23 protein-coding genes and 1 pseudogene are annotated in these 19,152 nt (G+C 71.5%); 8 read left to right on the top strand and 16 right to left on the bottom strand.

Going from position 1 to position 19,152, the window contains the following annotated elements; all coding sequences use genetic code 11:
• Window positions 1–4: 4 nt before the first annotated feature.
• On the bottom strand, window positions 5–1,222 hold the full coding sequence (locus tag PGN25_14110; protein ID MEH3118683.1) for a homoserine O-acetyltransferase: 1,218 nt from the start codon (window positions 1,220–1,222) through the stop codon (window positions 5–7).
• Window positions 1,223–1,721: 499 nt separating this feature from the next.
• On the opposite strand from PGN25_14110, the gene msrB reads away from it, so the two are divergent.
• A complete protein-coding gene (gene msrB, locus PGN25_14115) occupies window positions 1,722–2,222 on the top strand; it encodes a peptide-methionine (R)-S-oxide reductase MsrB (protein MEH3118684.1) in 501 nt (166 codons plus the stop codon).
• A 12-nt stretch (window positions 2,223–2,234) separates the two neighbouring features.
• On the top strand, window positions 2,235–2,948 hold the full coding sequence (gene msrA / locus PGN25_14120) for a peptide-methionine (S)-S-oxide reductase MsrA (GenBank protein ID MEH3118685.1): 714 nt from the start codon (window positions 2,235–2,237) through the stop codon (window positions 2,946–2,948).
• Between the two features lie 43 nt (window positions 2,949–2,991).
• On the opposite strand, the gene bfr is transcribed toward msrA, so the two are convergent.
• From bfr to PGN25_14140, 4 genes are all read right to left on the bottom strand, one after another.
• The gene (gene bfr, locus PGN25_14125) at window positions 2,992–3,489 is read right to left on the bottom strand and encodes a bacterioferritin (GenBank protein ID MEH3118686.1); all 498 of its coding nucleotides are present in this window, start codon (window positions 3,487–3,489) and stop codon (window positions 2,992–2,994) included.
• Window positions 3,490–3,533: 44 nt separating this feature from the next.
• The gene (locus tag PGN25_14130) at window positions 3,534–3,821 is read right to left on the bottom strand and encodes a (2Fe-2S)-binding protein (protein MEH3118687.1); all 288 of its coding nucleotides are present in this window, start codon (window positions 3,819–3,821) and stop codon (window positions 3,534–3,536) included.
• Between the two features lie 350 nt (window positions 3,822–4,171).
• Window positions 4,172–5,035: a universal stress protein gene (locus tag PGN25_14135; GenBank protein ID MEH3118688.1), complete on the bottom strand. Its 864-nt coding sequence runs from the start codon at window positions 5,033–5,035 to the stop codon at window positions 4,172–4,174.
• 102 nt (window positions 5,036–5,137) lie between these two features.
• Window positions 5,138–6,331: an acyltransferase gene (locus tag PGN25_14140; protein ID MEH3118689.1), complete on the bottom strand. Its 1,194-nt coding sequence runs from the start codon at window positions 6,329–6,331 to the stop codon at window positions 5,138–5,140.
• Window positions 6,332–6,501: 170 nt separating this feature from the next.
• Between PGN25_14140 and PGN25_14145 the strand changes: the two genes are divergently transcribed.
• The gene (locus PGN25_14145) at window positions 6,502–7,212 is read left to right on the top strand and encodes a DUF4142 domain-containing protein (GenBank protein MEH3118690.1); all 711 of its coding nucleotides are present in this window, start codon (window positions 6,502–6,504) and stop codon (window positions 7,210–7,212) included.
• A 193-nt stretch (window positions 7,213–7,405) separates the two neighbouring features.
• On the opposite strand, the gene PGN25_14150 is transcribed toward PGN25_14145, so the two are convergent.
• The 3 genes from PGN25_14150 to PGN25_14160 form a co-directional block, all read right to left on the bottom strand.
• Window positions 7,406–8,092 (bottom strand): carbonic anhydrase, encoded by a 687-nt coding sequence (locus PGN25_14150; GenBank protein MEH3118691.1) that lies wholly within the window; start codon window positions 8,090–8,092, stop codon window positions 7,406–7,408.
• A 212-nt stretch (window positions 8,093–8,304) separates the two neighbouring features.
• Window positions 8,305–8,829 (bottom strand): NUDIX domain-containing protein, encoded by a 525-nt coding sequence (locus PGN25_14155; GenBank protein MEH3118692.1) that lies wholly within the window; start codon window positions 8,827–8,829, stop codon window positions 8,305–8,307.
• A complete protein-coding gene (locus tag PGN25_14160; GenBank protein MEH3118693.1) occupies window positions 8,826–9,605 on the bottom strand; it encodes a DUF429 domain-containing protein in 780 nt (259 codons plus the stop codon). The genes PGN25_14155 and PGN25_14160 overlap by 4 nt, the downstream gene beginning before the upstream one ends.
• Window positions 9,606–9,701: 96 nt before the next feature.
• Here PGN25_14160 and dut point away from each other — a divergent pair, with 96 nt between their 5' ends.
• A complete protein-coding gene (gene dut, locus PGN25_14165; protein ID MEH3118694.1) occupies window positions 9,702–10,181 on the top strand; it encodes a dUTP diphosphatase in 480 nt (159 codons plus the stop codon).
• Between the two features lie 175 nt (window positions 10,182–10,356).
• The gene (locus tag PGN25_14170; protein MEH3118695.1) at window positions 10,357–10,554 is read left to right on the top strand and encodes a hypothetical protein; all 198 of its coding nucleotides are present in this window, start codon (window positions 10,357–10,359) and stop codon (window positions 10,552–10,554) included.
• Window positions 10,555–10,566: 12 nt separating this feature from the next.
• Here the strand turns inward: PGN25_14170 and PGN25_14175 are convergent, their stop codons facing one another.
• Window positions 10,567–12,264, bottom strand: a complete 1,698-nt coding sequence (locus tag PGN25_14175; protein MEH3118696.1) for a methyl-accepting chemotaxis protein — start codon at window positions 12,262–12,264, stop codon at window positions 10,567–10,569.
• A gap of 87 nt (window positions 12,265–12,351) precedes the next feature.
• A complete protein-coding gene (locus tag PGN25_14180; protein ID MEH3118697.1) occupies window positions 12,352–12,615 on the bottom strand; it encodes a hypothetical protein in 264 nt (87 codons plus the stop codon).
• Between the two features lie 367 nt (window positions 12,616–12,982).
• On the opposite strand from PGN25_14180, the gene PGN25_14185 reads away from it, so the two are divergent.
• Entirely contained in the window at window positions 12,983–13,627 is a 645-nt protein-coding gene (locus PGN25_14185) for a TetR family transcriptional regulator (GenBank protein MEH3118698.1), read from the top strand.
• Window positions 13,628–13,913: 286 nt separating this feature from the next.
• Here PGN25_14185 and PGN25_14190 read toward each other — a convergent pair whose 3' ends face one another.
• Window positions 13,914–14,258: a DUF1330 domain-containing protein gene (locus tag PGN25_14190; GenBank protein MEH3118699.1), complete on the bottom strand. Its 345-nt coding sequence runs from the start codon at window positions 14,256–14,258 to the stop codon at window positions 13,914–13,916.
• Window positions 14,259–14,414: 156 nt separating this feature from the next.
• On the opposite strand from PGN25_14190, the gene PGN25_14195 reads away from it, so the two are divergent.
• Entirely contained in the window at window positions 14,415–14,798 is a 384-nt protein-coding gene (locus tag PGN25_14195) for a VOC family protein (GenBank protein MEH3118700.1), read from the top strand.
• A 185-nt stretch (window positions 14,799–14,983) separates the two neighbouring features.
• Here the strand turns inward: PGN25_14195 and pyrF are convergent, their stop codons facing one another.
• The 5 genes and pseudogenes from pyrF to PGN25_14220 form a co-directional block, all read right to left on the bottom strand.
• The gene (gene pyrF / locus PGN25_14200; GenBank protein MEH3118701.1) at window positions 14,984–15,676 is read right to left on the bottom strand and encodes an orotidine-5'-phosphate decarboxylase; all 693 of its coding nucleotides are present in this window, start codon (window positions 15,674–15,676) and stop codon (window positions 14,984–14,986) included.
• A 54-nt stretch (window positions 15,677–15,730) separates the two neighbouring features.
• Complete coding sequence (locus PGN25_14205; protein ID MEH3118702.1) at window positions 15,731–16,366, bottom strand: uracil-DNA glycosylase family protein; 636 nt, start codon at window positions 16,364–16,366, stop codon at window positions 15,731–15,733.
• A 314-nt stretch (window positions 16,367–16,680) separates the two neighbouring features.
• Window positions 16,681–16,971 carry a type II toxin-antitoxin system RelE/ParE family toxin gene (locus tag PGN25_14210; protein MEH3118703.1) on the bottom strand — a complete coding sequence of 97 codons (291 nt, stop codon included), beginning with the start codon at window positions 16,969–16,971 and terminating at the stop codon, window positions 16,681–16,683.
• Window positions 16,968–17,111 (bottom strand): type II toxin-antitoxin system ParD family antitoxin, encoded by a 144-nt coding sequence (locus tag PGN25_14215; protein ID MEH3118704.1) that lies wholly within the window; start codon window positions 17,109–17,111, stop codon window positions 16,968–16,970. The genes PGN25_14210 and PGN25_14215 overlap by 4 nt, the downstream gene beginning before the upstream one ends.
• 138 nt (window positions 17,112–17,249) lie before the next feature.
• Window positions 17,250–17,384 (bottom strand): annotated as a pseudogene (locus PGN25_14220) (type II toxin-antitoxin system ParD family antitoxin).
• Window positions 17,385–17,553: 169 nt separating this feature from the next.
• Between PGN25_14220 and zwf the strand changes: the two are divergent.
• Entirely contained in the window at window positions 17,554–19,062 is a 1,509-nt protein-coding gene (zwf, locus tag PGN25_14225) for a glucose-6-phosphate dehydrogenase (protein ID MEH3118705.1), read from the top strand.
• Window positions 19,063–19,152: the final 90 nt, after the last annotated feature.

The raw sequence follows: 19,152 nt of genomic DNA on the forward strand, positions 1-19,152 counted from the left end.
CGTCTCAGACTCCCCGCGCCCGGGCGGCGGCGTCGATGAAGCCGCGGGCGGCGGAGAACATCGCCGGCTCGTCGAGCAGGAAGGCGTCGTGGCCCTTGTCGCTCTCGACCTCGACGAAGGCGACGGGCGCCGCCACCGCGTTCAGCGCGTGGACGATGGCGCGGGAATCGGCCGTCGGGAACAGCCAGTCCGAGGTGAAGGACATCACGCAGAAGCGGGTCTTCGAGCCGCGGAAGGCGTTGGCCAGCACGCCGCCATGGTCCTCGGCGAGGTCGAAATAGTCCATCGCCCGGGTGAGGTAGAGGTAGGCGTTGGCGTCGAAGCGCTCGACGAAGCTGAGGCCCTGGTGGCGCAGGTAGCTCTCGATCTGGAAGTCGGCGTTGAAGGAGAAGGTCGGGGCCGCCCGGTTCTGCAGGCGGCGGCCGAACTTGCGGTGCAGGGCCGGCTCGGACAGGTAGGTGATGTGCGCGCCCATCCGCGCGACGCCGAGGCCCTTGGCCGGCCGGGTGCCGGCTTCGAGATAGCGGCCCTCCTCCCAGGCCGGGTCGGCCATGATCGCCTGCCGGCCGACCTCGTGGAAGGCGATGTTCTGCGCCGAGTGCCGCGCACCGGTGGCGATGGGCATGGCGGCGAAGACCCGCTCGGGGAAGAGCGAGGCCCATTGCAGCACCTGCATCCCGCCCATCGAGCCGCCGATGCAGAGGAACAGGTCGGGGATGCCGAGCCGGTCGAGCAGCATGGACTGGGCCCGGACCATGTCGCGGATCGTCACGAGCGGGAAGTCGAGCCCGTAGGGACGGCCCGTTTCCGGGTTGAGCGAGGCGGGTCCGGTCGAGCCCATGCAGGAGCCGATGACGTTCGAGCAGACGACGAAGTAGCGGTTCGTATCGACCGGCTTGCCCGGTCCCACCAGCGTTTCCCACCAGCCTGGCTTGCCCGTCACGGGGTGGGGTTGCGCGAAATGCTGGTCGCCGGTGAGGGCGTGGCAGATCAGCACCGCGTTCGAGCGCTCGGCGTTGAGGGTGCCGGCGGTCTGGTAGGCGATCTGGAACGGACCGAGCCGGGCGCCGGAATCCATGGCGAGCGGCTCGTCGGCGGAGAACGGCATCACGGGGCTGCGCGGATCGGAGGACGGGGAGGCTTCGGCCCCCGCCCGGCGCAGGTCTTCGCGCGGGGTGGTCCCGGCGCCGCGCTCGGCGTTTGAGGTGAGGGTGGAATCCATCGCGTGTCCCGGGCACCGGCCCCGCAGCGGCCCGGCACCGACATGTCGCGCCGGCATCACGGGCGGCCTCGCGTGACGATGCGCCCGCATGACGCCGCATGACTTGGCCGGCTGACGACAGGAGGTAATGTGCGGGCCTTCGGGCGTCAACGCGTTGCGGGCGCACGGTCGGACGGCGGCGTTCGAGGGCGCGCATGCCTTCGCCATGGCCCTTCACCCTGGGGTTTTCCTTCTGCCCGCGCGGCGGCGGGGTCTCCGCCGGATGCAGCGATCCCGACCATCGCTCCAAGCCCCGCCACCTCCAAGCCCCACCACTCGGTATGGCGCCGGCCGGAACGCCCTGCGGCGGTTCGTCTTCGCGGCAGCCGGACGCGTTCCGTGCTATCGATTGCGCACGATTGATTGTTTCGGCCGATCGCCCTTGCAGACCGCCCGTGCCGAGGGAGTCCGCCTCCCGGGGACGCGAGCGGGCCGCCCGCCCCATTCGGAGACCCTGCCCATGAACCGCCGCCAGACCCTGCGTGCCGGCGCCTCGCTGCTGGGCCTCTTCGCGGGCTCGCGCCTGATGGAAACGGTCGCGGGCCCCGCCCGCGCCGCCGGCTTCGAGGTCGAGCGCTCCGAGGCCGCGTGGCGTAGCCTGCTGTCGCCCGCCGCCTACGCGGTGCTGCGCGAGCACGGCACCGAGCGGGCGCATACCAGCCCGCTCGACGGCGAGAAGCGCCCCGGACGCTTCGTCTGCGCCGGCTGCGACCTGCCGCTGTTCGCCTCGCAGACCAAGTTCGACAGCGGCACCGGCTGGCCGAGCTTCTTCGAACCCCTGCCCGGCGCGGTCGGCACGCAGGTCGACACCGCCTACGGCCTGCGGCGCACGGAGGTGCATTGCCGCCGCTGCGGCGGCCATCTCGGCCACGTGTTCGAGGACGGCCCGAGGCCCACCGGCCTGCGCTACTGCATGAACGGCGTCTCCCTGCGCTTCGAGCCCGCCGCCGGACCGGCCTGACACGAGGATCCCATGACCGCGACGCCCGAACGCTTCCGCCCGCGCACGCCGCTCCTGCTCGGCGGCCTCGCCCTCATCGCCTGCGCGAGCCTGCCGCCGGCGTCCGCGGAGGGGGCCGGGCAGCGCCTGCCCGAAGCGGCCATGATCGCGAGAGAAGGTTCGGGCCTGCGGACCGCGACCTTCGCCGGCGGCTGCTTCTGGGGCGTGCAGGGCGTGTTCCAGCACGTGAAGGGCGTGACGAACGCGGTCTCCGGCTATGCCGGCGGCCATCGGGCGAGCGCCCGCTACGAGCAGGTCGGCACCGGCCGCACCGGGCATGCGGAGGCGGTGCAGGTCACCTACGACCCGTCGGCGATCCGCTACGACGAGCTTCTGCGGATCTTCTTCTCGGTGGCGCTCGATCCGACCGAGGTGAACCGGCAGGGCCCGGATACCGGCCCGCAATACCGCTCGGCGATCTTCCCGGCGGACGAGAGCCAGGCGAGGGTGGCCCGGGCCTACATCGCCCAACTCGACGGGGCGAAGGTCTTCCCGAAGCCCATCGCCACCCGGATCGAGTCCGGCGCCTTCTATCCGGCGGAAGGCTACCACCAGGACTTCATGGCCCTGCATCCGGACAACGGCTACATCGTCGTCAACGACGCGCCGAAGCTGCGGGATCTCAAGGCGCTGTTCCCCGAGCGGGCGAACGCCCAGCCGGTGCTGGTGGGCCGCCCGCCGGCTTGAGCGGCTTCCCCCCCCCTCCCTGTGAAGGGAGGGGGGACCGCGATCACGCCTTCTCGGGCGCGACCTGCTCCAGGCCGCCGACATGGCGCTGGGCGTAGAGCGGCAGGCCGATCTGGCCGATCAGGTCGAGCTGCGTCTCGAGGAAGTCGATGTGACCCTCCTCGTCCTCGGCCAGATCCTCGAACAGCCGCTTGGAAACCCGATCGTTGATCGAGTCGCAGTACTTGGCGGCTTCGAGATAGAGCGAGCGCGCCTCGTTCTCGGCGGCGAGGTCGCATTCGATGATCTCCTGCACGTTCTGGCCGATCCGCAGCGGATCGAGCTCCTGCAGGTTCGGGAAGCCGTCGAGGAACAGGATGCGGTCGATGAACCGGTCGGCGTGGTTCATCTCCTCGATCGATTCCTTGCGCCAGAACTTGGCGAGGTCGACGTAGCCCCAGTCGTTCAGCAGGCGGAAGTGGAGCCAGTACTGGTTGACCGCCGTCAGCTCGCTGCGCAGGCCGCGGTTGAGATATTCGATGACCTTGGCGTCGCCCTTCATCCGCCTCTCTCCTCGTGAGGCGTCGGGACGAACGGACGGTCGTCTCAGGCTGCGACGCCCTCGGGCTCCCTTGTAGTTTGGAATGATCCCAAACTGCAAGACACCTCGCAGGGGGCCGAACAGGCATGGCCGCCATGCGCGGCGGTATGGGCCTGCGCCTCGTCGAGCGTCTTGCGCAGGATCGAGCGGATGGTGCGGGCGCAGCGCCCGCATTTCGCGCTGCAGCCGAGGCAGCCGTAGACCTGGGCCGGGGTGCGGGGACAGCCCGGTCCCGGCTGCAGGCACGCGCGGACCTGTCCGTCGGAGAGGACGTTGCAAGAGCAGACGATCATGCGGGCTATCGCAAACCTGTCGTGCCTGTCGAAGAAGCCGGACCCCGAGGAGAGCCGACCGGAGCCCGAAGCCTTCCGATCATTCGCGCCGCTCAAGACCACCGGAAACCGGCCGTTTTGGGGCGGGCGCAGATTAGAACGATTGAAAAGATCAAGCTTTTCAGCAATTTAGCGGCCCAAGCGGCCTCTGGCAACTCCAGAAGGGTTCGATCGAACACGGCGCGCGTCTCCGCCGCGGACGGCTTCCGCCCCGCCCGACAGCCCCATGGCCGGGATCGCGCCCGGTCGAAACTCTTCATCGGCCACGCGAAAATCCGCCGCGACGGGCCGGCGGCGCGGACGGGGCCCGTTCAGTGCGCCATCAGCACCGGCACGGTCGCGTGCGACAGGATGTGGCTGGTCGGCCCGCCGAAGATCATCTGGCGCAGGCGGCTCTGGGTGTAGGCGCCCTTGATCAGGAGGTCGCAGCCGAACGATTCGGCGGTGTCGAGGTAGAGTTCACCCGGCGTGCGGCGACCGGCGGGCAGCGCCTTGTGCCCGGCCTCGATCCCTTCGCAGGCGAGCGCACGGGCCACGTCCTCGGCGCTGGGCCCCGGCACCATGCCGCCCTCGGCGCTGAGCACGAGGACGCGCCGGGCGCGGCGCAGGAACGGCATGGCGAAGGCGACGGCCCGCGCCGTCTCGGTCGAGCCGTTCCAGGCGATCAGCACCGCCTCGCCGAGGCAGGACGGGGCGGTGGGCGGCGCCAGGACGATCGGCCGCCCGCTCTCGAACAGGGCGGTCTCGAAGGTGGTCATGCGCGGCGCGCCGTCGTCGGGGCCGGGCCGGCCGACGACGGTGGCCGAGAACAGCCGCGCGTACTGGCCGAGGAAGGCGTCGCCCGGCGGCACGTCGGGCTGCCAGCGGTAGCGGGGGCCGGCATTGGCCGCCGCGTCCGGGGCGATGGAGGCGCCGGGCTCGCGCCGGGGCAGGCCGGCGGCCTCCATCGCCGCCACGAAGCGCCGGCCCGCATCCTGTGCCTCGGCCTGGTCGGCCTCCTCGTCGCGCAGCCACGTCATGCCGCCGACCATGTCGACGGGGACGTATTCGGCGAGCGCCGGGCGTAAGGACACGCCCTCGATCAGGCTGCCGAAGCGGCGCGCCACCAGCACCGCCGTGTCGAACACCGAGGGCAGGGCGTCGTGGAGGGTGACCGGAACGAGCAGGGTCTTCATGGCCGGCCTCCGAGGCGTGCGAGGAACGCTGTGCGTGACAGGCGGAGGCTAGAGCGAAACCGCACGGCGGAAAACCGCTCCCCACGGCGCCGCCCCCAGCCCTTATGTCTCCGGGCGCGCGGCACTTTTCGTGCCGGGCACGGAGGAGACGGCGCGGTCGAGCCGGCGGCGAACGCGGCGGGTCAGAGGCCGCTCGACGAGGCGGTGGGCGAGAAGCGCCGCGGGCAGGGTCAGCGCGACCATCAGGATCAGGCTCGGCCAGGGTCCGAGGAGGGGGGCGAGGCCGCTGCGCAGCAGGATCTCGCGGACCCCGCGCAGGACGAAGGGATGCAGCAGGTAGAGGGCGTAGGAGGCATCGCCCAGCCGCTCCGCGAGGGCGAGAGCATCGTCCCGAAAGGTGGCTGCCGGCTTGTCTGAAAAGACGATGCAGAAACAAGAGTTTCGAGCATCGTCCTGGATCCGGTATCCAGGACGATGCTCGAGCGCCCGGGCGCCCGCGCCGTGGGAGGGGCCGGGCCTGTCCCGCCCGAACACCGCCGCCGCGACGAGGAGCGCGGCGGGCAGGCCCCAGGCGAGGAACCGCAGCGACGGCTCGGCCGGCGCCGCGGCGAGCCCCGCCACCCCGGCGGCGGCGAGCGCGAGCCGGCCGAGGCCGCCCAGGCGAACCCCTTCGGCCCGGGCCAGGGCGAGACCGGCCCCGAAGGCGAATTCGAGGACGATCGGATCGGACCAGAAGGCGAGGGGGACCGGGAGACCGGGGATCAGCCGGCCGACCCCGACGCCGAGCGCGAGCGCGCCCGCGAGCCACGCCACCGCCCCGCGCCGGGTGAGGCCCAGACCGAGGGCGAAGAGTCCGTAGAAGGCCATCTCGTAGTTCAGGGTCCAGCCGAGCCCGTAGAGCGGCAGCACCGCCCCGTCGGCCCGCGCCGCCGGCCAGAACAGGAACGAGGCCAGGGAATGGGCCCAGCCCGGGCGGCCGCCCTCGCCGCCGAGCAGGGCCGGTGCCGCGAGGCCGAGAGCGAGGTAGAGCCCGCTCACCAGCCAGTAGAGCGGCGCGAGGCGGGCGAGGCGGTGGGCGAGGAAGCGGCCCCGCGCCCCGGGCTGCCCGTAGAGCGGGCCGGCGGCGTGGACGATGATGAAGCCGGAGACGACGAAGAAGACGTCGACCCCCGCCGGCCAGGGCAGCCAATCGCCGGGGACGAAGCCGGTTCCCGTGCGTCCGGCCAGGATCGCGGCCTCGTTCTGCCCGTGGTGAATCACGACGAGCAGTGCGGCGAAGGCGCGGAGCGCCTGCACGAGGACCAGTTTTCCCCGGATGGGGTCCGATGCAAAAAGCCTAGTCAAATTCGGGGAACCAGACAGCAAGGTCGCCGTTGTCGCGTCGAAGTGATCTTCGCGGCCTCGACCGGTCCATCCGGGCGTCGAGGCCAGTTGGTATGTCGGCCATCCGATATCAGAGGTTCCTTATGTTGAAGAAATACGCTGCTGCGTCCGCTCTCGTCGTCGCCATGGCGACCCCCGCTTTCGCCCAGGTCGGCGGCGATTTCCGCCTGGATGCCATGCAGGCGAATGCCTTCGAGATCCAGTCCGCTCAGATCGCGCTCCAGAAGAGCCGCAACCCGTCGGTGCGGGCCTATGCCCGCGAGGCGCTGCGTGACCATCAGGCCGCCAACGTCGCCCTGGCCGGCGGCGAGCGCAACTACGCCGCCGCCCGTCAGGCCGGTCCCGGCGGTGTGGTCGGCGGTCTGGTCGAGGCTCCGCTCGCCATCGCCGGCGGCGCGGTCGGCGCGGCCACGGGCGTGGCGACCGGCGTGGTCGGCGGCACCCTGCAGGGCGGCCCGGTCGGCGGCATCGAGGGCATCGGCACCGGCCTGAGCAACGGCGCGACCGCCGGCGCCCGCGCCTTCGACGTCGACACCACCGCGGGCACCACGGTCGTGCAGCCGAACCCGCAGCAGCAGCAGATGCTGGCCGAGCTGAACGCCACCCCGCCCGGCGCCCGCTTCGACCGTCTCTACGGCCGCCAGCAGGTGATGGCCCACCAGATGTCGATCGGCATGACCCAGTCCTACGCCCAGGGCGGCCCGAACCCGGCCCTGCGCAACTACGCCCAGCAGGCCCTGCCGGTGCTGCAGCAGCACTACGCCCAGGCCCAGCGCCTCCCGGGCGCCCGCTGAGGCGGGCACGGACATCCACCATCGATCGTGAGAGCGGCGGGCCGAAAGGCCCGCCGTTTTCGCGTTGGGGTACGTGGCAGGTCGCACCGCTTCCGTCCCCTTGCCGGGGGAATCGACGCGGGTCCCGACACGAAAAGGCGCCCCCGAAGGTTTTCGGGGGCGCCGTGACAGTTCGTCGGGGAAGAGGCGGTCCTCAGGCCTCGGTGCAGCCGATCAGCGCCGAGGAGGCCAGCGTCTGGCCGTCGCGGGCGACCACGGACTGGAACTCGCCGGTCTTCGGGTCGCGGATGCGCAGCTCGCCCGTGATGATGCCGAAATGCGCCCCGTGCAGGTGGAGCCGACCCGCCTCGACCGCCTCGCGGATGAAGTCGAAGGTCATCAGGTTCTCGAGGCTCTGCCCGATCATCGCGTATTCGAGACGGGTGAGGTAGCCCTCCTTGTCCTTGCCGTCGCCGGCCGCGGCGAGCTTCTTCGTCGCCGGCTCGACCAGCGAGACCCAGCGGCCGATGAAGTTGCCCGTGGAGAGCGGGTCGGAGCCGTGCCCGGCCGCCTTGATGCCGCCGCAGGTGGCGTGGCCGAGCACGACGACGTGCTTCACCTTCAGCGCCTGCACCGCGAACTCGATCGCCGAGGAGGTGCCGTGATAGGCGCTGTCGTGCTCGGCCGGCGGCACGATGTTGGCCACGTTGCGGATCGTGAAGATCTGGCCGGGGCCGGTGTCGAAGATCACCTCCGGCGCGACGCGGCTGTCGCAGCAGCCGATCAGCAGCACGTCCGGTTCCTGGCCGTCCGTGCCGAGCGTTTCGTACTTGCGCCGTTCGTTCGGCAGCCGCTCGCCGAGGAAGCTGCGGTAGCCATCGGTCAGAACCTGAGGAAACATAGCCAACTGTCCTTCTTTTTCCGTGCCGTGATCGGGATGCGCTTACCAAACGGATTGATCGTCCGAATCCATCCCCTCCGGCGGATGCGCTTGCGCACACGGTGCACTTCGGGCCGGCCGAACGAAAACCTTCGGAGCGCCGCTCGCCGGACGCGAGCGCCCCCTCGCCGTCCGGCGCACGAGGCGGAGACGCGGCCGTGCGGCGGGGAGGCTCAGGCGTTCCGCCAATACAGGCGGAGGGGCTGGTCCGGAACGCCGCCGGAGGCGATTCGTTGCGCCAGCGCGGCCAGTCCCGCCGGCTCGATTCGCTCGGCCGAGGCCGCGAGTTCGTCGAGCGGCCACCAGCGGGTGCCGCGCACCGGGCTGTCCTCGGTCTCGGCAAGGCGGCTCGTATCGACGCGATCGCTCGCGAGGCGGACCACGAAGTAGCGCTCGCGGGCATGGCGCGGCGTGCGGAACAGGTGGAACGGCCCGTCGCAGACGGCGACGCAGGGGCCGAGTTCGACCTCCGCGACGCCGATTTCCTCGGACAACTCGCGCCGGCAGGCGGCCTCGTGGCTCTCGCCCGGTTCCAGCCCGCCGCCGGGCATGAACCAGAAGCCGAGGGCGTCGGGCCTGCCGGGATCGATCGGTCGCACCGCCTCGTACTCGATCAGCAGCAGGCGGTGCGCGGGATCGAACACCAGGGCGCGGGCGATGTCGCGGATCGGCAGGTCCGCGTCGGGGCGGTCGGTCACGGCGTCATCCTCATGGCAAGGGCGGGTGAATCGGGGCGGGCGCCCAGATCGCGACGGGCAGGCCATAGCTGTCGCGCTCGATTCGGTCGGGAAGCGGCGCGGCGCGGCCCCCGGCGATGTCGCGGGCGACGACGAGGGCGGCCATGGCGTCGAGATGGTCGTCCGCGGCGACCTTCGGCGGCGACCTTCGGCGGCGGCTTCGAGGCGACCAGCGCCTGCGGCAGCCCGGCGGCGATCAGCAGCGCCCGGCGCTCGGCCAGACCCGCGGCGCGGGCCGGCCCCTTCTTGCCGGCGGCGAGGCGGCGGTCGCCGTTGAGGCGGAAGAAGGCGACCTCCGGATGGACCTCGTGCAGGCGTTCCCGCAGGTCGGGCCGCGCCCGCAGCAGGCCGTCGGCCTCGCGGACGTAGCGCAGGATGTTCCAGAGCTGGATCGAGGGGGCGAAGGGCGGCTCGGAGCCGGCCCGCGACAGCGCCTTGGCCTCCTCGTAGCTCCCGGCATGGACCGCCGCGCGCGGCGGCACCGGGAAGACGCTGGCGCGGCCCGCGCCGAGAAACGCCCGGGCCGCCCGGTCGGCGGAGCGCCCGCCGCCGGTCACCCGGTCGGGCAGGCCGATCGGCACGTCGATGCCGGCGATGACCGGCGCCTCCGGGCCGTCGAGCAGATCGGCGATCCGCGCGAACCGGGCGCAGCGCCAGCGGGCGGGATCGTCGAGGTCGATCAGCACGCCGGCCCAGGCGCCCCGGCACCCGTCGAGTCCCGCCACCCAGCGCGCCATCCGTCCGCCCCCGATTGCCCTGCGCCGCAGCCTGGCCGAAAGGTCTTCTCCTCGCGCGTCTCTTCACGCGTCAAGACGGCAGCCGGGAGCACCCTCGTGAAGGTCGGCCTCCACATCCTCGATCCGCGGCTCGCCGGCTGGGGCTTTCCCCGCCGGGGCAGCGCGGCGTCCGCCGGGCTCGACCTGCACGCCTGCCTCGACGCCCCCCTGACCCTCGAACCGCAGGCGCCGCCCGCGCTGATCCCGGCCGGCGTCTCGGTGCGGATCGGCGATCCGGACTGGTGCGGGCTCGTGTTCGCCCGCTCGGGGCTGGGACACCGGGAGGGGCTGGTGCTCGGCAACGGCACGGGCGTGATCGACGCCGATTACGAGGGCCCGCTGCTGATCTCGGCCTGGAACCGCAACCCTCCGGCAAGCGGCGCGGCGATCCGCATCGAGCCGGGCGAGCGCATCGCGCAGCTCGTCTTCACCCGGGTGCTGCGGCCGGATTTCGAGATCCTCGAGGAAGCCCCCGCATCGGACGGCCGTCCGTCCGGACGCGGCCAGGGCGGCTTCGGCTCGACGGGCCGGCGCTGACGACGGGGCGATCGAGGGTCGAACGACGTCTCTTCTGTCATCCGCAGTACAAGCTTGGCCATTCGAAGTCGCAGGCTCCGGTGAAGCAAGCTCGACCGCAATAAACGCTGCGGCGACGATTGAACTCTTTTCCGTGCGTCCCGTTGGTTCGTCACGATTCCTCGCGAGACGCGCCATGGCCGCCCACGACATCCTCGGCTTCTTCGAACACCGCACCGACGGGGCCTGGGTCTGCGTGAAACCCTTCACGCTCAACACCCGATCGACCCGGATCGACATCCGGCGCGGCATGCGCTTCGAGTACGGCCGGCGCGTCGGCGGCCTGGATCTCGCCGAGTATCTCGAACAGCTCGGCTCGCAGTTCGGCTCCTGACGCCGCTGCCCCTCAGAACCGGTAGGCGGTGCGGCAGGCCCCCCAGTGGCGCCCGAGGACGCGGATCGGCGCATCGACCTCGCGCACCAGGATCGACCGGGTGCCGACCTCCCGCCGGTAGGACTGCACGGTGAAGGGGCGGGTCGAGCGTGAGGCGGTGATGCCGGTACGGTCGTCGAAGATGCGCCGGTTGCGGCAATGGGCGTCGTTCCACGCCGGATCGCCCGGCCGCTGCGGCTGCGACGCCCGCGCGTTGTGCACCGGCAGGAAGCCGTTGCGATCGGTCGGGATGCAGAACAGCATCCGCGGATCGGCCTCCAGCGGCGGCTCGATCAGCGGCGGCAGCAGGCGTTCCAGCGGCGCGACCGCGGCGGTCAGGTATTGCTGCGGATCGGTGCCGGGGATCGGCCGGTAGGCCGTATCGAACAGGGCCTCCGGCGTCAGGCGGCCGGCCGCGATCTCGGCTTCCATCGCCTCCGCCATCCGGGCGGCGAGCCCCTGCGCCGCCGCGATCATCGGCGCATAATCCGCCTCGATCTCGGCCAGGGTCGCGGCGAGGGCCGCCTCCATCGCCGGGGACAGGTCCGCGAAGGCGCAGTGCAGGCCCATGGCGCTCAGCCCTACGACCCGCACGTCGATCCGGCCGATCCGCTCGATTTCCAGGGACAGCCTCGCGCCGGGCTCGGCCGGAGCGCCCGCCGGCGCCTCCACGAGGACGCCGCCCCGGCTCAGGTCGATCGTGCGGCCGGCGGTGCCGGCGAAGGTCACGGCCCGTTCGGCGGGATAGCGGTCGAAGCGGCGGCGGTCGCCCATCTCGGTCTGGCGGATCACGGCGACGAAGCGGCGCCCGAGCGCCTCGGTCTGCACCGAGGCTGCGGCGCTGGCGCCCTCGGCCCGCAGGGCGAGCCCGTCCACCTCGGTCGCCGCCGCGGTCGCCGCACCCGCATCGCGGCTCACGCCCGAGACGAAGGCGGCGGCCGCCTGCGCCTCCGCCGCGAGGGCGCTCACCGTGGCGGCCTGCTCCCCGGTGACGCCGCGCACCGTGGCGAAGGCCGGGCGCATGGCCTCGACCGCCCCGGCCATCGCCGCGATCGCCGCGCCCGAGGCGCTGGCCCCCTCGCGCAGGCGGGCGATGCGGTTGCGCACGTCCGCCGCTGCGCGGCCGGTCTCGACCGCGAGCGCCTTGACCTCGCCCGCCACCACGGCGAAGCCCCGGCCGGCTTCGCCCGCGCGGGCGGCCTCGATGGTCGCGTTCAGCGCCAGCAGGTTGGTCTGGCGCGAGACCGCGGCGATGGTCTCGACCACGCTGGCGATCTCGTCGCCCGCCCGCTCCAGTTCCGCCAGAAGGATGCGCGCCTCCACCGAGCGGTCGGTCGCGGTGGCGAGATGGTGCCCGGCCTCGTCCATCGCCCCGGCGATGCGCTCGGAGGTCGAGGACAGGGTCCGGCTGGTATCGAGCATCTCCGCGGTCATGCCCGCCGCGCCTTCCGATGCGGCGGCGAGCCGCTCCATCTGCCCGCGGATGGCGGCGACGCCCGCCTGCATCCGGCCGACCTCCTCGCGCGTCGCGGCGATCGAGCCGCCGACGCCGTCGATCGCGTTCATCACGTCGGTCTCGACGACGTCGATGGTGGCGCGGTCTGCGGCGCGGGCCGCGCCTTCGCCCTCCGACGCGGGCATCCCGGCCGGCGGCGCCTCGGCGGGCGGCACGGCCGAGGACGGTTCTTCGGACTTGGAAGGAGACTCGGCAGGAGCGCGCGAAAGGAAACCCATGCGCGGAACGTTGCAGCACTGCCGTTAAGGTTGCGTTTCCGCGCGCAATGCAAGTTCGATCACATTTTCCAACGGCGTTTCACGAGCTGGCCATGCGATGCGAGAGATGCGGGTCTGAAGATCGATGTTTCCGCCGCGGACGGAAGCCGAGGTGGCCCGGATCGGATCGAGCGGCACCTCGACCCGGGATCGGGTCCCACCCCATTGCAGGGTCAGGCCGCCATCGACCATCAGGGTGTGGCCGGTCACGGCGTCGGCCTCATCCCGATGCGAGGTGAGGCAGAGCATGGTCCCGGCGATCTCATCCGGCCGGCGCGGTGCCACGGGATGCGTTCGAGATCGCGGTCGCCCGGCCGATCCCGGAATCGGCGCCGGTGATCGGGGCGCGCTTGCCTTCGAGCTGCATGCGGTATCCCGGAGGCTCATGCCCGCGGGATGCCCGTCCGGAACCTTGCGCAGGGCCGGTTGCGGGAGGGCGCGTTCCCGGGGCAATCGGAGTGCGGGCGGCGATGTTGCGGCCCTCTTGGTCCCGCCTCACGCGCGCCCCTCGCGGGCCGGCCGTGGAACAGCCTGCCCCTCTGGGGCTTTGTGAAGCCGACTGCCCGCATCAAACGGTTTTGACGCAGGCGGCGTCGAAGCTTAGGTGTTGACGACGATGCCCGCCGCCACGGCCCGCCTTCTTCCCCCCTCCGACGAGACCGCGCCGACCACGCACGACCGGATCGTGGAGGCGGCGGCGCGGTCCTTCCGGGAGATCGGCTACCAGAAGACCACGGTCGCCGACATCGCCCGCACCCTGAAGATGAGCCCGGCCAACGTCTACCGCTTCTTCGACTCGAAGAAGGCGATCAACGAGGCGGTGGTCGAGCGGCTGACCGGCGAGGTCGAGGCGATGATCGTGAGGATCGCCGAGACGCCGAACCTCGACGCCCCCGAGCGGCTGACCCGGATCGTCACGGCGCTCCACAACGATTGCCACCGCCGCTTCGAGGCGCATCCGCGCGTCCACGAGATGGTCGAGGCGGCGATGAGCGAGAGCTGGGCGGTCTGTCAGGCCCATGTCGACCGCATCGGCGCGGTGCTCGCGCGGGTGGTGGCCGACGGGGTGCGCGAGGGCGCCTTCACGGTCGCCGATCCGAAGGGCGCGGCGGCCTGCCTCCACGCCGCCATCACCCGCTACTGCCATCCCGTGCTGGTGAGCCGCCAGCCCGAGAGGGTCGAGCCGCCGCTGCCGGCGATGATCGCCTTCCTGCTCGGGGCGCTGCGGCCGGCGGGCGACGGTTGCCGCCATCCCAAGTAAGACCAACCGGCGCTGATCCCGACGCATCGCCGGTCGCCCGCGCGAAGGCGTGGCGGCGGGCGTCCGCCGGACGCAGGGAAGACGACCATCGGTCGGCGTCCAGGCCGCTTGGTATAAATCATACCGTTTCCGATCGATCGCTTCGGGTTTGGCCCCCCTCCGTCCTCGCGAGCGGCCGCGAAGCGATCCAGGGCGCGGGCATGTCCGGAAAGGGCGCGCCCTGGATTGCTTGCGCCGAGCCTCGCAAGGACGCAGGACAGGCCGAACGCATCGACCGGATATCGTATCACTCCGACGCGGCACCCGGCGTCGGGGCCGGCTCCGAGACGGCGGGCTGCGGGCCGTCATAGCCCTCGATCACCAGGATGTCGGCCTCCGCACCGCCCTTCTGCAGGGCGCGGGCGGACTGGTAGAGGTCGGAGTTCCAGCAGGCGAGGGCGTCGTCGTAGCTCGGGAACGCGACGACGACGTTGCGCGCCCGCGCCTGCCCCGCCACCGCCTCGAAGGCGCCGCCGCGCACGAGGAAGCGTCCGCCGAAGCGGGCGAAGGCGGCGCCGTTGGCGGCCGCATAGGCCTTGTAGGCCTCCGCGTCGCTCACATCGACCCGCACGATCCAGTAGCCCTTGGCCATCGTCTCCTCCTGTCATGTCCGATGACGGTTCTCGCCCCTGGTATCGGAGAGGCGCCGTGAGGGCGAGCACGGACAGTGTGAGACGGCCTCTCGTTCTTGATTTGTTCGTTATGTCGCCTATCGTATCCGCAGCCTCGAATCGAGCGGAGACATCGGATGCAGCCCTATCTCACCCTCGGCGCCCGCGACGCCGCGACCGCCCACGCCTTCTACGACGCCGTCCTGGCGACGGTGGGCTGGGGCCTGCACGCGGATTTTCCGGGCTGGCGCGCCTACTCGCCGGCGGGGCGCGGCGAGGGGGTGATCGTGTGGGTCTGCACGCCCTTCGACGGTCGGGAGGCGAGCGCCGGCAACGGCACGATGATGGGCTTCCCGGCGCCCTCGCGGGCGTCGGTCGATGCCTTCCACACCGCCGCCATGGCCCATGGCGGAACCGACGAGGGGGCGCCGGGCCTCAGGCCGCAATACGGCCCGAACTGGTACGCCGCCTATCTGCGCGACCCGACCGGCAACAAGCTCGCCGCGGTGTTCGGAGGCTGAGCCACCGGAGACCTTGCGTCCTACCGTTTCCGATCGATCGCTTCGGGTTTCGCCCCACGCCGTCCTCGCGAGCGGCCGCGAAGCGATCCAGGGCGCGACAGGTCCGGACAGGGCGCGCCCTGGATGGCCACGGCTTCGCCTCGCAAGGACGCAGGAGAGGCCGAGGTCATCGACCGGATGGCGTATCAGGCCATCTCGGCCACGATTTTTTCCGCGACCGCGCGGGGGTCGTCGGCCCCGGTGATCGGGCGCCCGACCACCACGTGGTCGATGCCCGCCGCCCGCGCCTGTCCCGGCGTCGTCACCCGCTTCTGGTCGCCGGCCTCCGCGCCCGCGGGCCGGATGCCGGGGGTGACGATCAGGCCGGAGGGACCGATCCGATCCCGCACCGCCCCCGCCTCGGCCGCGGAGCAGACGATGCCGTCGATGCCGATCTGCGCGGCCTGCTCCGCCCGGCGCGCGACGAGGTCGGCCACGGGCAGCGCGTAGCCGGCCTCCGCCGCGTCCGCGTCGTCGTAGGAGGTCAGCACCGTGACCGCGAGGATCTTCAGGCCCGTGCCCCGCCCGCGGACCGCCGCCCGCATGGTCTGCGGATAGGCGTGCACCGTCAGGAAGGTCGCGCCGAGCAGGGAGGCCGAGCGCACGCCCTCCTCGACGGTGTTGCCGATGTCGTGGAGCTTGAGATCGAGGAAGGTCTTCCTGCCATCCGCCGCGAGGCGGGCGGCGAAGTCGAGCCCGCCCGCATAGGCCAGCCGGTAGCCGATCTTGTAGAAGGTCGCCGCGTCGCCGATGCGCGCGACGAGCCGCTCCGCCTGCGCGACGTCCGGCAGGTCGAGGGCGACGATCAGGCGGTCGCGGGGGTCGGCAGACTCCGGCATCGAGCTCTCGTTCGTGGGCACGCGCGGCAGCGATCCTCCTGCGGGACGCGCCTGTCAACGCCGGAGATCCATCGCCGCCGCCACCTCGGCCCGCAGCACCGGCAGGAGTTCCGCCTCGAACCAGGGGTTCTTCCGCAGCCAGCCGTTGTTGCGCCAGGAGGGGTGGGGGAGCGGCAGCACCCGCGGGCGGGTGGACGCCGCGAGGATCGCGCGCCAGCCCGCGACCGTCCCGGTCAGGCCGCCCGGCCGGGGCCCGAGATGCCAGGCTTGCGCGGACTGCCCGATCACTAGGATCAGAGCGAGCTGCGGCAGCCCGGCGAGGAGCTCCGCCCGCCATGTCGGCGCGCATTCCCGCCGCGGCGGCCGGTCGCCGCCCCTGGCATCGAGGCCCGGGAAGCAGGCGCCCATCGGCAGGATCGCCACCCGCGCCGCGTCGTAGAAGGCCGCCTCCGGGAGCCCGAGCCACGCCCGCAGGCGAACCCCGGACGGGTCGCCGAACGGCACGCCGCTGCGATGGGCCCGGTTGCCCGGCGCCTGGCTCGCGATCAGCAGCCGCGCGGTGGCGCTGCCCTGGACCACGGGCCGCGGCTCGTGCGGCAGGGGCGCGCCGTAGAGGGGCGCGTCGCGGCAGAGCCGGCAGGCGCGCAGGCGGGCGGCGGTGGCTTCGAAGCGGTCGGGGAGAGAGGGCATCGCCCCGGAGATGGCGCGGATCGCGCGCCGGAGCGATGCGTCACCGCGCCCGAGGCTCACCGATCCCAACGCCATCTTTTCGGGACGATCCTTGAGAGCCTGTTTGACTGCGGTGATCCCATCTCGACCCCTCATCCTGAGGTGCCGCGTGAGCGGCCTCGAAGGGTGCTCCAGGTTCCGCGCGATTTCTGGAGCACCCTTCGAGGCCTCCGCTGCGCTCCAGCACCTCAGGATGAGGGTTCAGGATGGGAGCAGGGCTTTCCTCTCGACTTGCCGTTGCCTGACGAAGACACGTCGGCCGGTCAAACAGGCTCTCAAAGATGGCGTTTGAAATCCATCCGCTGGTGAAGGATGCGGATGAGCTCGATGCCGCCATCGGCGCCTGGGCGATAGAACAGGACGTGTGACCCCACGGACAGGCGGAAATACCCCTTGCGAATCTCGTCGGCTCTTCGGCCCGGAGCCGAACCCTCAGCCAGCTTATCGAAGCTCACGGCGAGGAGGCGGACGGAGCGGTCGGCCTGATCCACGCCCCAGCGTTCGGCCGAGTCGTCCCATAGCCGGCCGAGGTCCGCGCGCGTCCTCGGCGAGAGCCGGACGCTCACCCGCGGACCGAGCCCGCACGCTTTTCCCGGAGAAAGGAGTCCGTATCGAAGGGCTCCGGGGGACCGCTCTCCTCACCCTCGATCAGCGCGGCCCGGAGCGTCTCATACCGTTTCCGCTTGATCGCTTCGGGTTTCGCCACCCTCCGTCATCGCGAGCGGCCGCGAAGCGATCCAGGGCGCGACCTGTCCGGAAAGGTCGCGACCTGGATCGCCACGGCTTCGCCTCGCGATGACGCAGGAGAGGCCGAAGTCATCAACCGGATATCGTATCTAAAGGTGGCCTCCCGCTCCTCAAGCAGGCGAAGACCGGCGCGAACCACTTCGCTCGCGGAGCCGTAACGCCTACCTTCGACTTGCCGATCGACGAACTGCGCAAAGTGCTCGCCGAGCGAGACGGACGTGTTTCGCGTCATATTTCGCGTCATGGGCGCCCTCCGACCGGCAAGCTGTACCCGATTTTGGTACTTCGCAATCCCGATCGGGCCCGATCAGGGATGTGCCGGGCTGCGCAAGCTTGGCACGAACCGCGCAGGCCCTACCTCACCCTGCGCGCGCATCCGGTGCGCCGAAGGGAGGCTTCGCTTGGCAGGATCGCGCGCGTCACGGCTGGGGGCGGGCGTCGGCCCGAAATATCCGCAGGTCGTCGTCCTCGTCGGCGCCACCGGCGACCTCGCCCAGCGCAAGCTGCTGCCGGGCCTGTTCCACCTGTTCAGCGCCGGCTTCATCCCGGATCTCAGGATCGTCGGCGTGTCGCTGGACGATCTCGGCGTCGAGGCGTTCCGCGAACGGGCGCACGGGGCGATCGACCGGTTCTTCACCCGCCATGCCGGCGAGGCGGAATGGGCGGCGTTTTCCGAGAGGCTCGACTACGTGCCGCTCTCCGCGGGCGCCGAGGCGCTGGCCGCCGCCTCGGCCCGGGCCGAGGCGGCGCTCGGGCGGGAATGCCGGCGCCTGCATTACCTGAGCGTCCCGCCGGCCGCGGCGCTGGCGGTGGTGCGGCTGCTGGCCGAGGCGGATCTCGCGGCGGGCTCGCGCATCGTCATGGAGAAGCCGTTCGGCACGGATCTGGAGAGCGCCGTCGCGCTCAACGAGCGGCTGCACGAAGTCTTTTCCGAGGAGCAGATCTTCCGCATCGACCACTTCCTCGGCAAGGAGGCGGCGCAGAACATTCTCGCCTTCCGCTTCGCCAACGGCCTGTTCGAGCCGATCTGGAACCGCACCTTCATCGACCACGTGCAGATCGACGTGCCGGAGACCCTGGGCCTCGGCACCCGCGCCGCCTTCTACGAGGCGACCGGCGCCTATCGCGACATGGTGGTGACCCACCTGTTCCAGATCCTCGGCTTCATGGCGATGGAACCGCCGACCTCGCTCGAACCGGAGCCGATCGGCGAGGAGAAGAACAAGGTCTTCCGAAGCATGCTCCCGCTCGATCCGCGGGAGGTGGTGCGCGGGCAATATGCCGGCTACCGGTCCGAGCCCGGCGTCGATCCGCAATCGGACACCGAGACCTTCATCGCCCTGAAGTGCCGCATCGACAACTGGCGCTGGGCCGGCGTGCCGTTCTTCCTGCGCACCGGCAAGCGGATGGCGGAGGGGCAGCGGATCATCTCGATCGCCTTCCGCGAACCGCCCAAGAGCATGTTTCCGGCCCATTCCGGCGTCGGCGCGCAGGGGCCCGACCACCTCACCTTCGATCTCGCCGACGCCTCGAAGATGTCGCTCTCCTTCTACGGCAAGCGGCCGGGGCCGGGGATGCGGCTCGACAAGCTCTCGCTCCAGTTCGCGATGAAGGATACCGGCCTGATCGGCGAGGTGCTGGAGGCCTACGAGCGGCTGATCCTCGACGCCATGCGCGGCGACCACACGCTCTTCACCACCGCCTCCGGCATCGAGCGGCTGTGGGACGTCTCGACGCCGCTGCTGGAGGCGCCCCCGCCGGTGCGGCTCTACGCGCCGGGCTCCTGGGGTCCGAAATCGATCCACCAGCTCGTCGCCCCGCAGGCGTGGCGCCTGCCCTTCGAGCGGGAATGGCGCAACACCGAGGAGCCGGGCTGGGCGCCGGACGGCGGCGGCACCGCAGGGCAATGATTCGCGCCCGGCGTGATGATCTGGGATGATTCTCAGATTAGTCTCAGAACAGTGGCCGACAAGACCGTTGCCGGCTCACGGCCAATGGGA

Origin of the sequence: Methylorubrum populi (genome assembly GCA_036946625.1) — a bacterium.
In the GTDB taxonomy this organism is placed as follows: Bacteria; Pseudomonadota; Alphaproteobacteria; order Rhizobiales; family Beijerinckiaceae; genus Methylobacterium; species Methylobacterium populi_C.

What these genes read in the sequence shown, in the direction of transcription:
- msrB (MEH3118684.1), top strand. Translation starts at nt 1,722, where the DNA reads ATGAACCGCCGCCAGACCCTGCGTGCCGGCGCCTCGCTGCTGGGCCTC.
- pyrF (MEH3118701.1), bottom strand. Translation starts at nt 15,676, where the DNA reads ATGCCGGAGTCTGCCGACCCCCGCGACCGCCTGATCGTCGCCCTCGAC.
- PGN25_14170 (MEH3118695.1), top strand. Translation starts at nt 10,357, where the DNA reads ATGGCCGCCCACGACATCCTCGGCTTCTTCGAACACCGCACCGACGGG.
- PGN25_14190 (MEH3118699.1), bottom strand. Translation starts at nt 14,258, where the DNA reads ATGGCCAAGGGCTACTGGATCGTGCGGGTCGATGTGAGCGACGCGGAG.
- PGN25_14110 (MEH3118683.1), bottom strand. Translation starts at nt 1,222, where the DNA reads ATGGATTCCACCCTCACCTCAAACGCCGAGCGCGGCGCCGGGACCACC.
- PGN25_14185 (MEH3118698.1), top strand. Translation starts at nt 12,983, where the DNA reads ATGCCCGCCGCCACGGCCCGCCTTCTTCCCCCCTCCGACGAGACCGCG.
- PGN25_14160 (MEH3118693.1), bottom strand. Translation starts at nt 9,605, where the DNA reads ATGGCGCGCTGGGTGGCGGGACTCGACGGGTGCCGGGGCGCCTGGGCC.
- PGN25_14150 (MEH3118691.1), bottom strand. Translation starts at nt 8,092, where the DNA reads ATGTTTCCTCAGGTTCTGACCGATGGCTACCGCAGCTTCCTCGGCGAG.
- PGN25_14205 (MEH3118702.1), bottom strand. Translation starts at nt 16,366, where the DNA reads ATGCCCTCTCTCCCCGACCGCTTCGAAGCCACCGCCGCCCGCCTGCGC.
- PGN25_14195 (MEH3118700.1), top strand. Translation starts at nt 14,415, where the DNA reads ATGCAGCCCTATCTCACCCTCGGCGCCCGCGACGCCGCGACCGCCCAC.
- PGN25_14135 (MEH3118688.1), bottom strand. Translation starts at nt 5,035, where the DNA reads ATGAAGACCCTGCTCGTTCCGGTCACCCTCCACGACGCCCTGCCCTCG.
- PGN25_14180 (MEH3118697.1), bottom strand. Translation starts at nt 12,615, where the DNA reads ATGCTCTGCCTCACCTCGCATCGGGATGAGGCCGACGCCGTGACCGGC.
- bfr (MEH3118686.1), bottom strand. Translation starts at nt 3,489, where the DNA reads ATGAAGGGCGACGCCAAGGTCATCGAATATCTCAACCGCGGCCTGCGC.
- msrA (MEH3118685.1), top strand. Translation starts at nt 2,235, where the DNA reads ATGACCGCGACGCCCGAACGCTTCCGCCCGCGCACGCCGCTCCTGCTC.
- PGN25_14130 (MEH3118687.1), bottom strand. Translation starts at nt 3,821, where the DNA reads ATGATCGTCTGCTCTTGCAACGTCCTCTCCGACGGACAGGTCCGCGCG.
- PGN25_14145 (MEH3118690.1), top strand. Translation starts at nt 6,502, where the DNA reads ATGTTGAAGAAATACGCTGCTGCGTCCGCTCTCGTCGTCGCCATGGCG.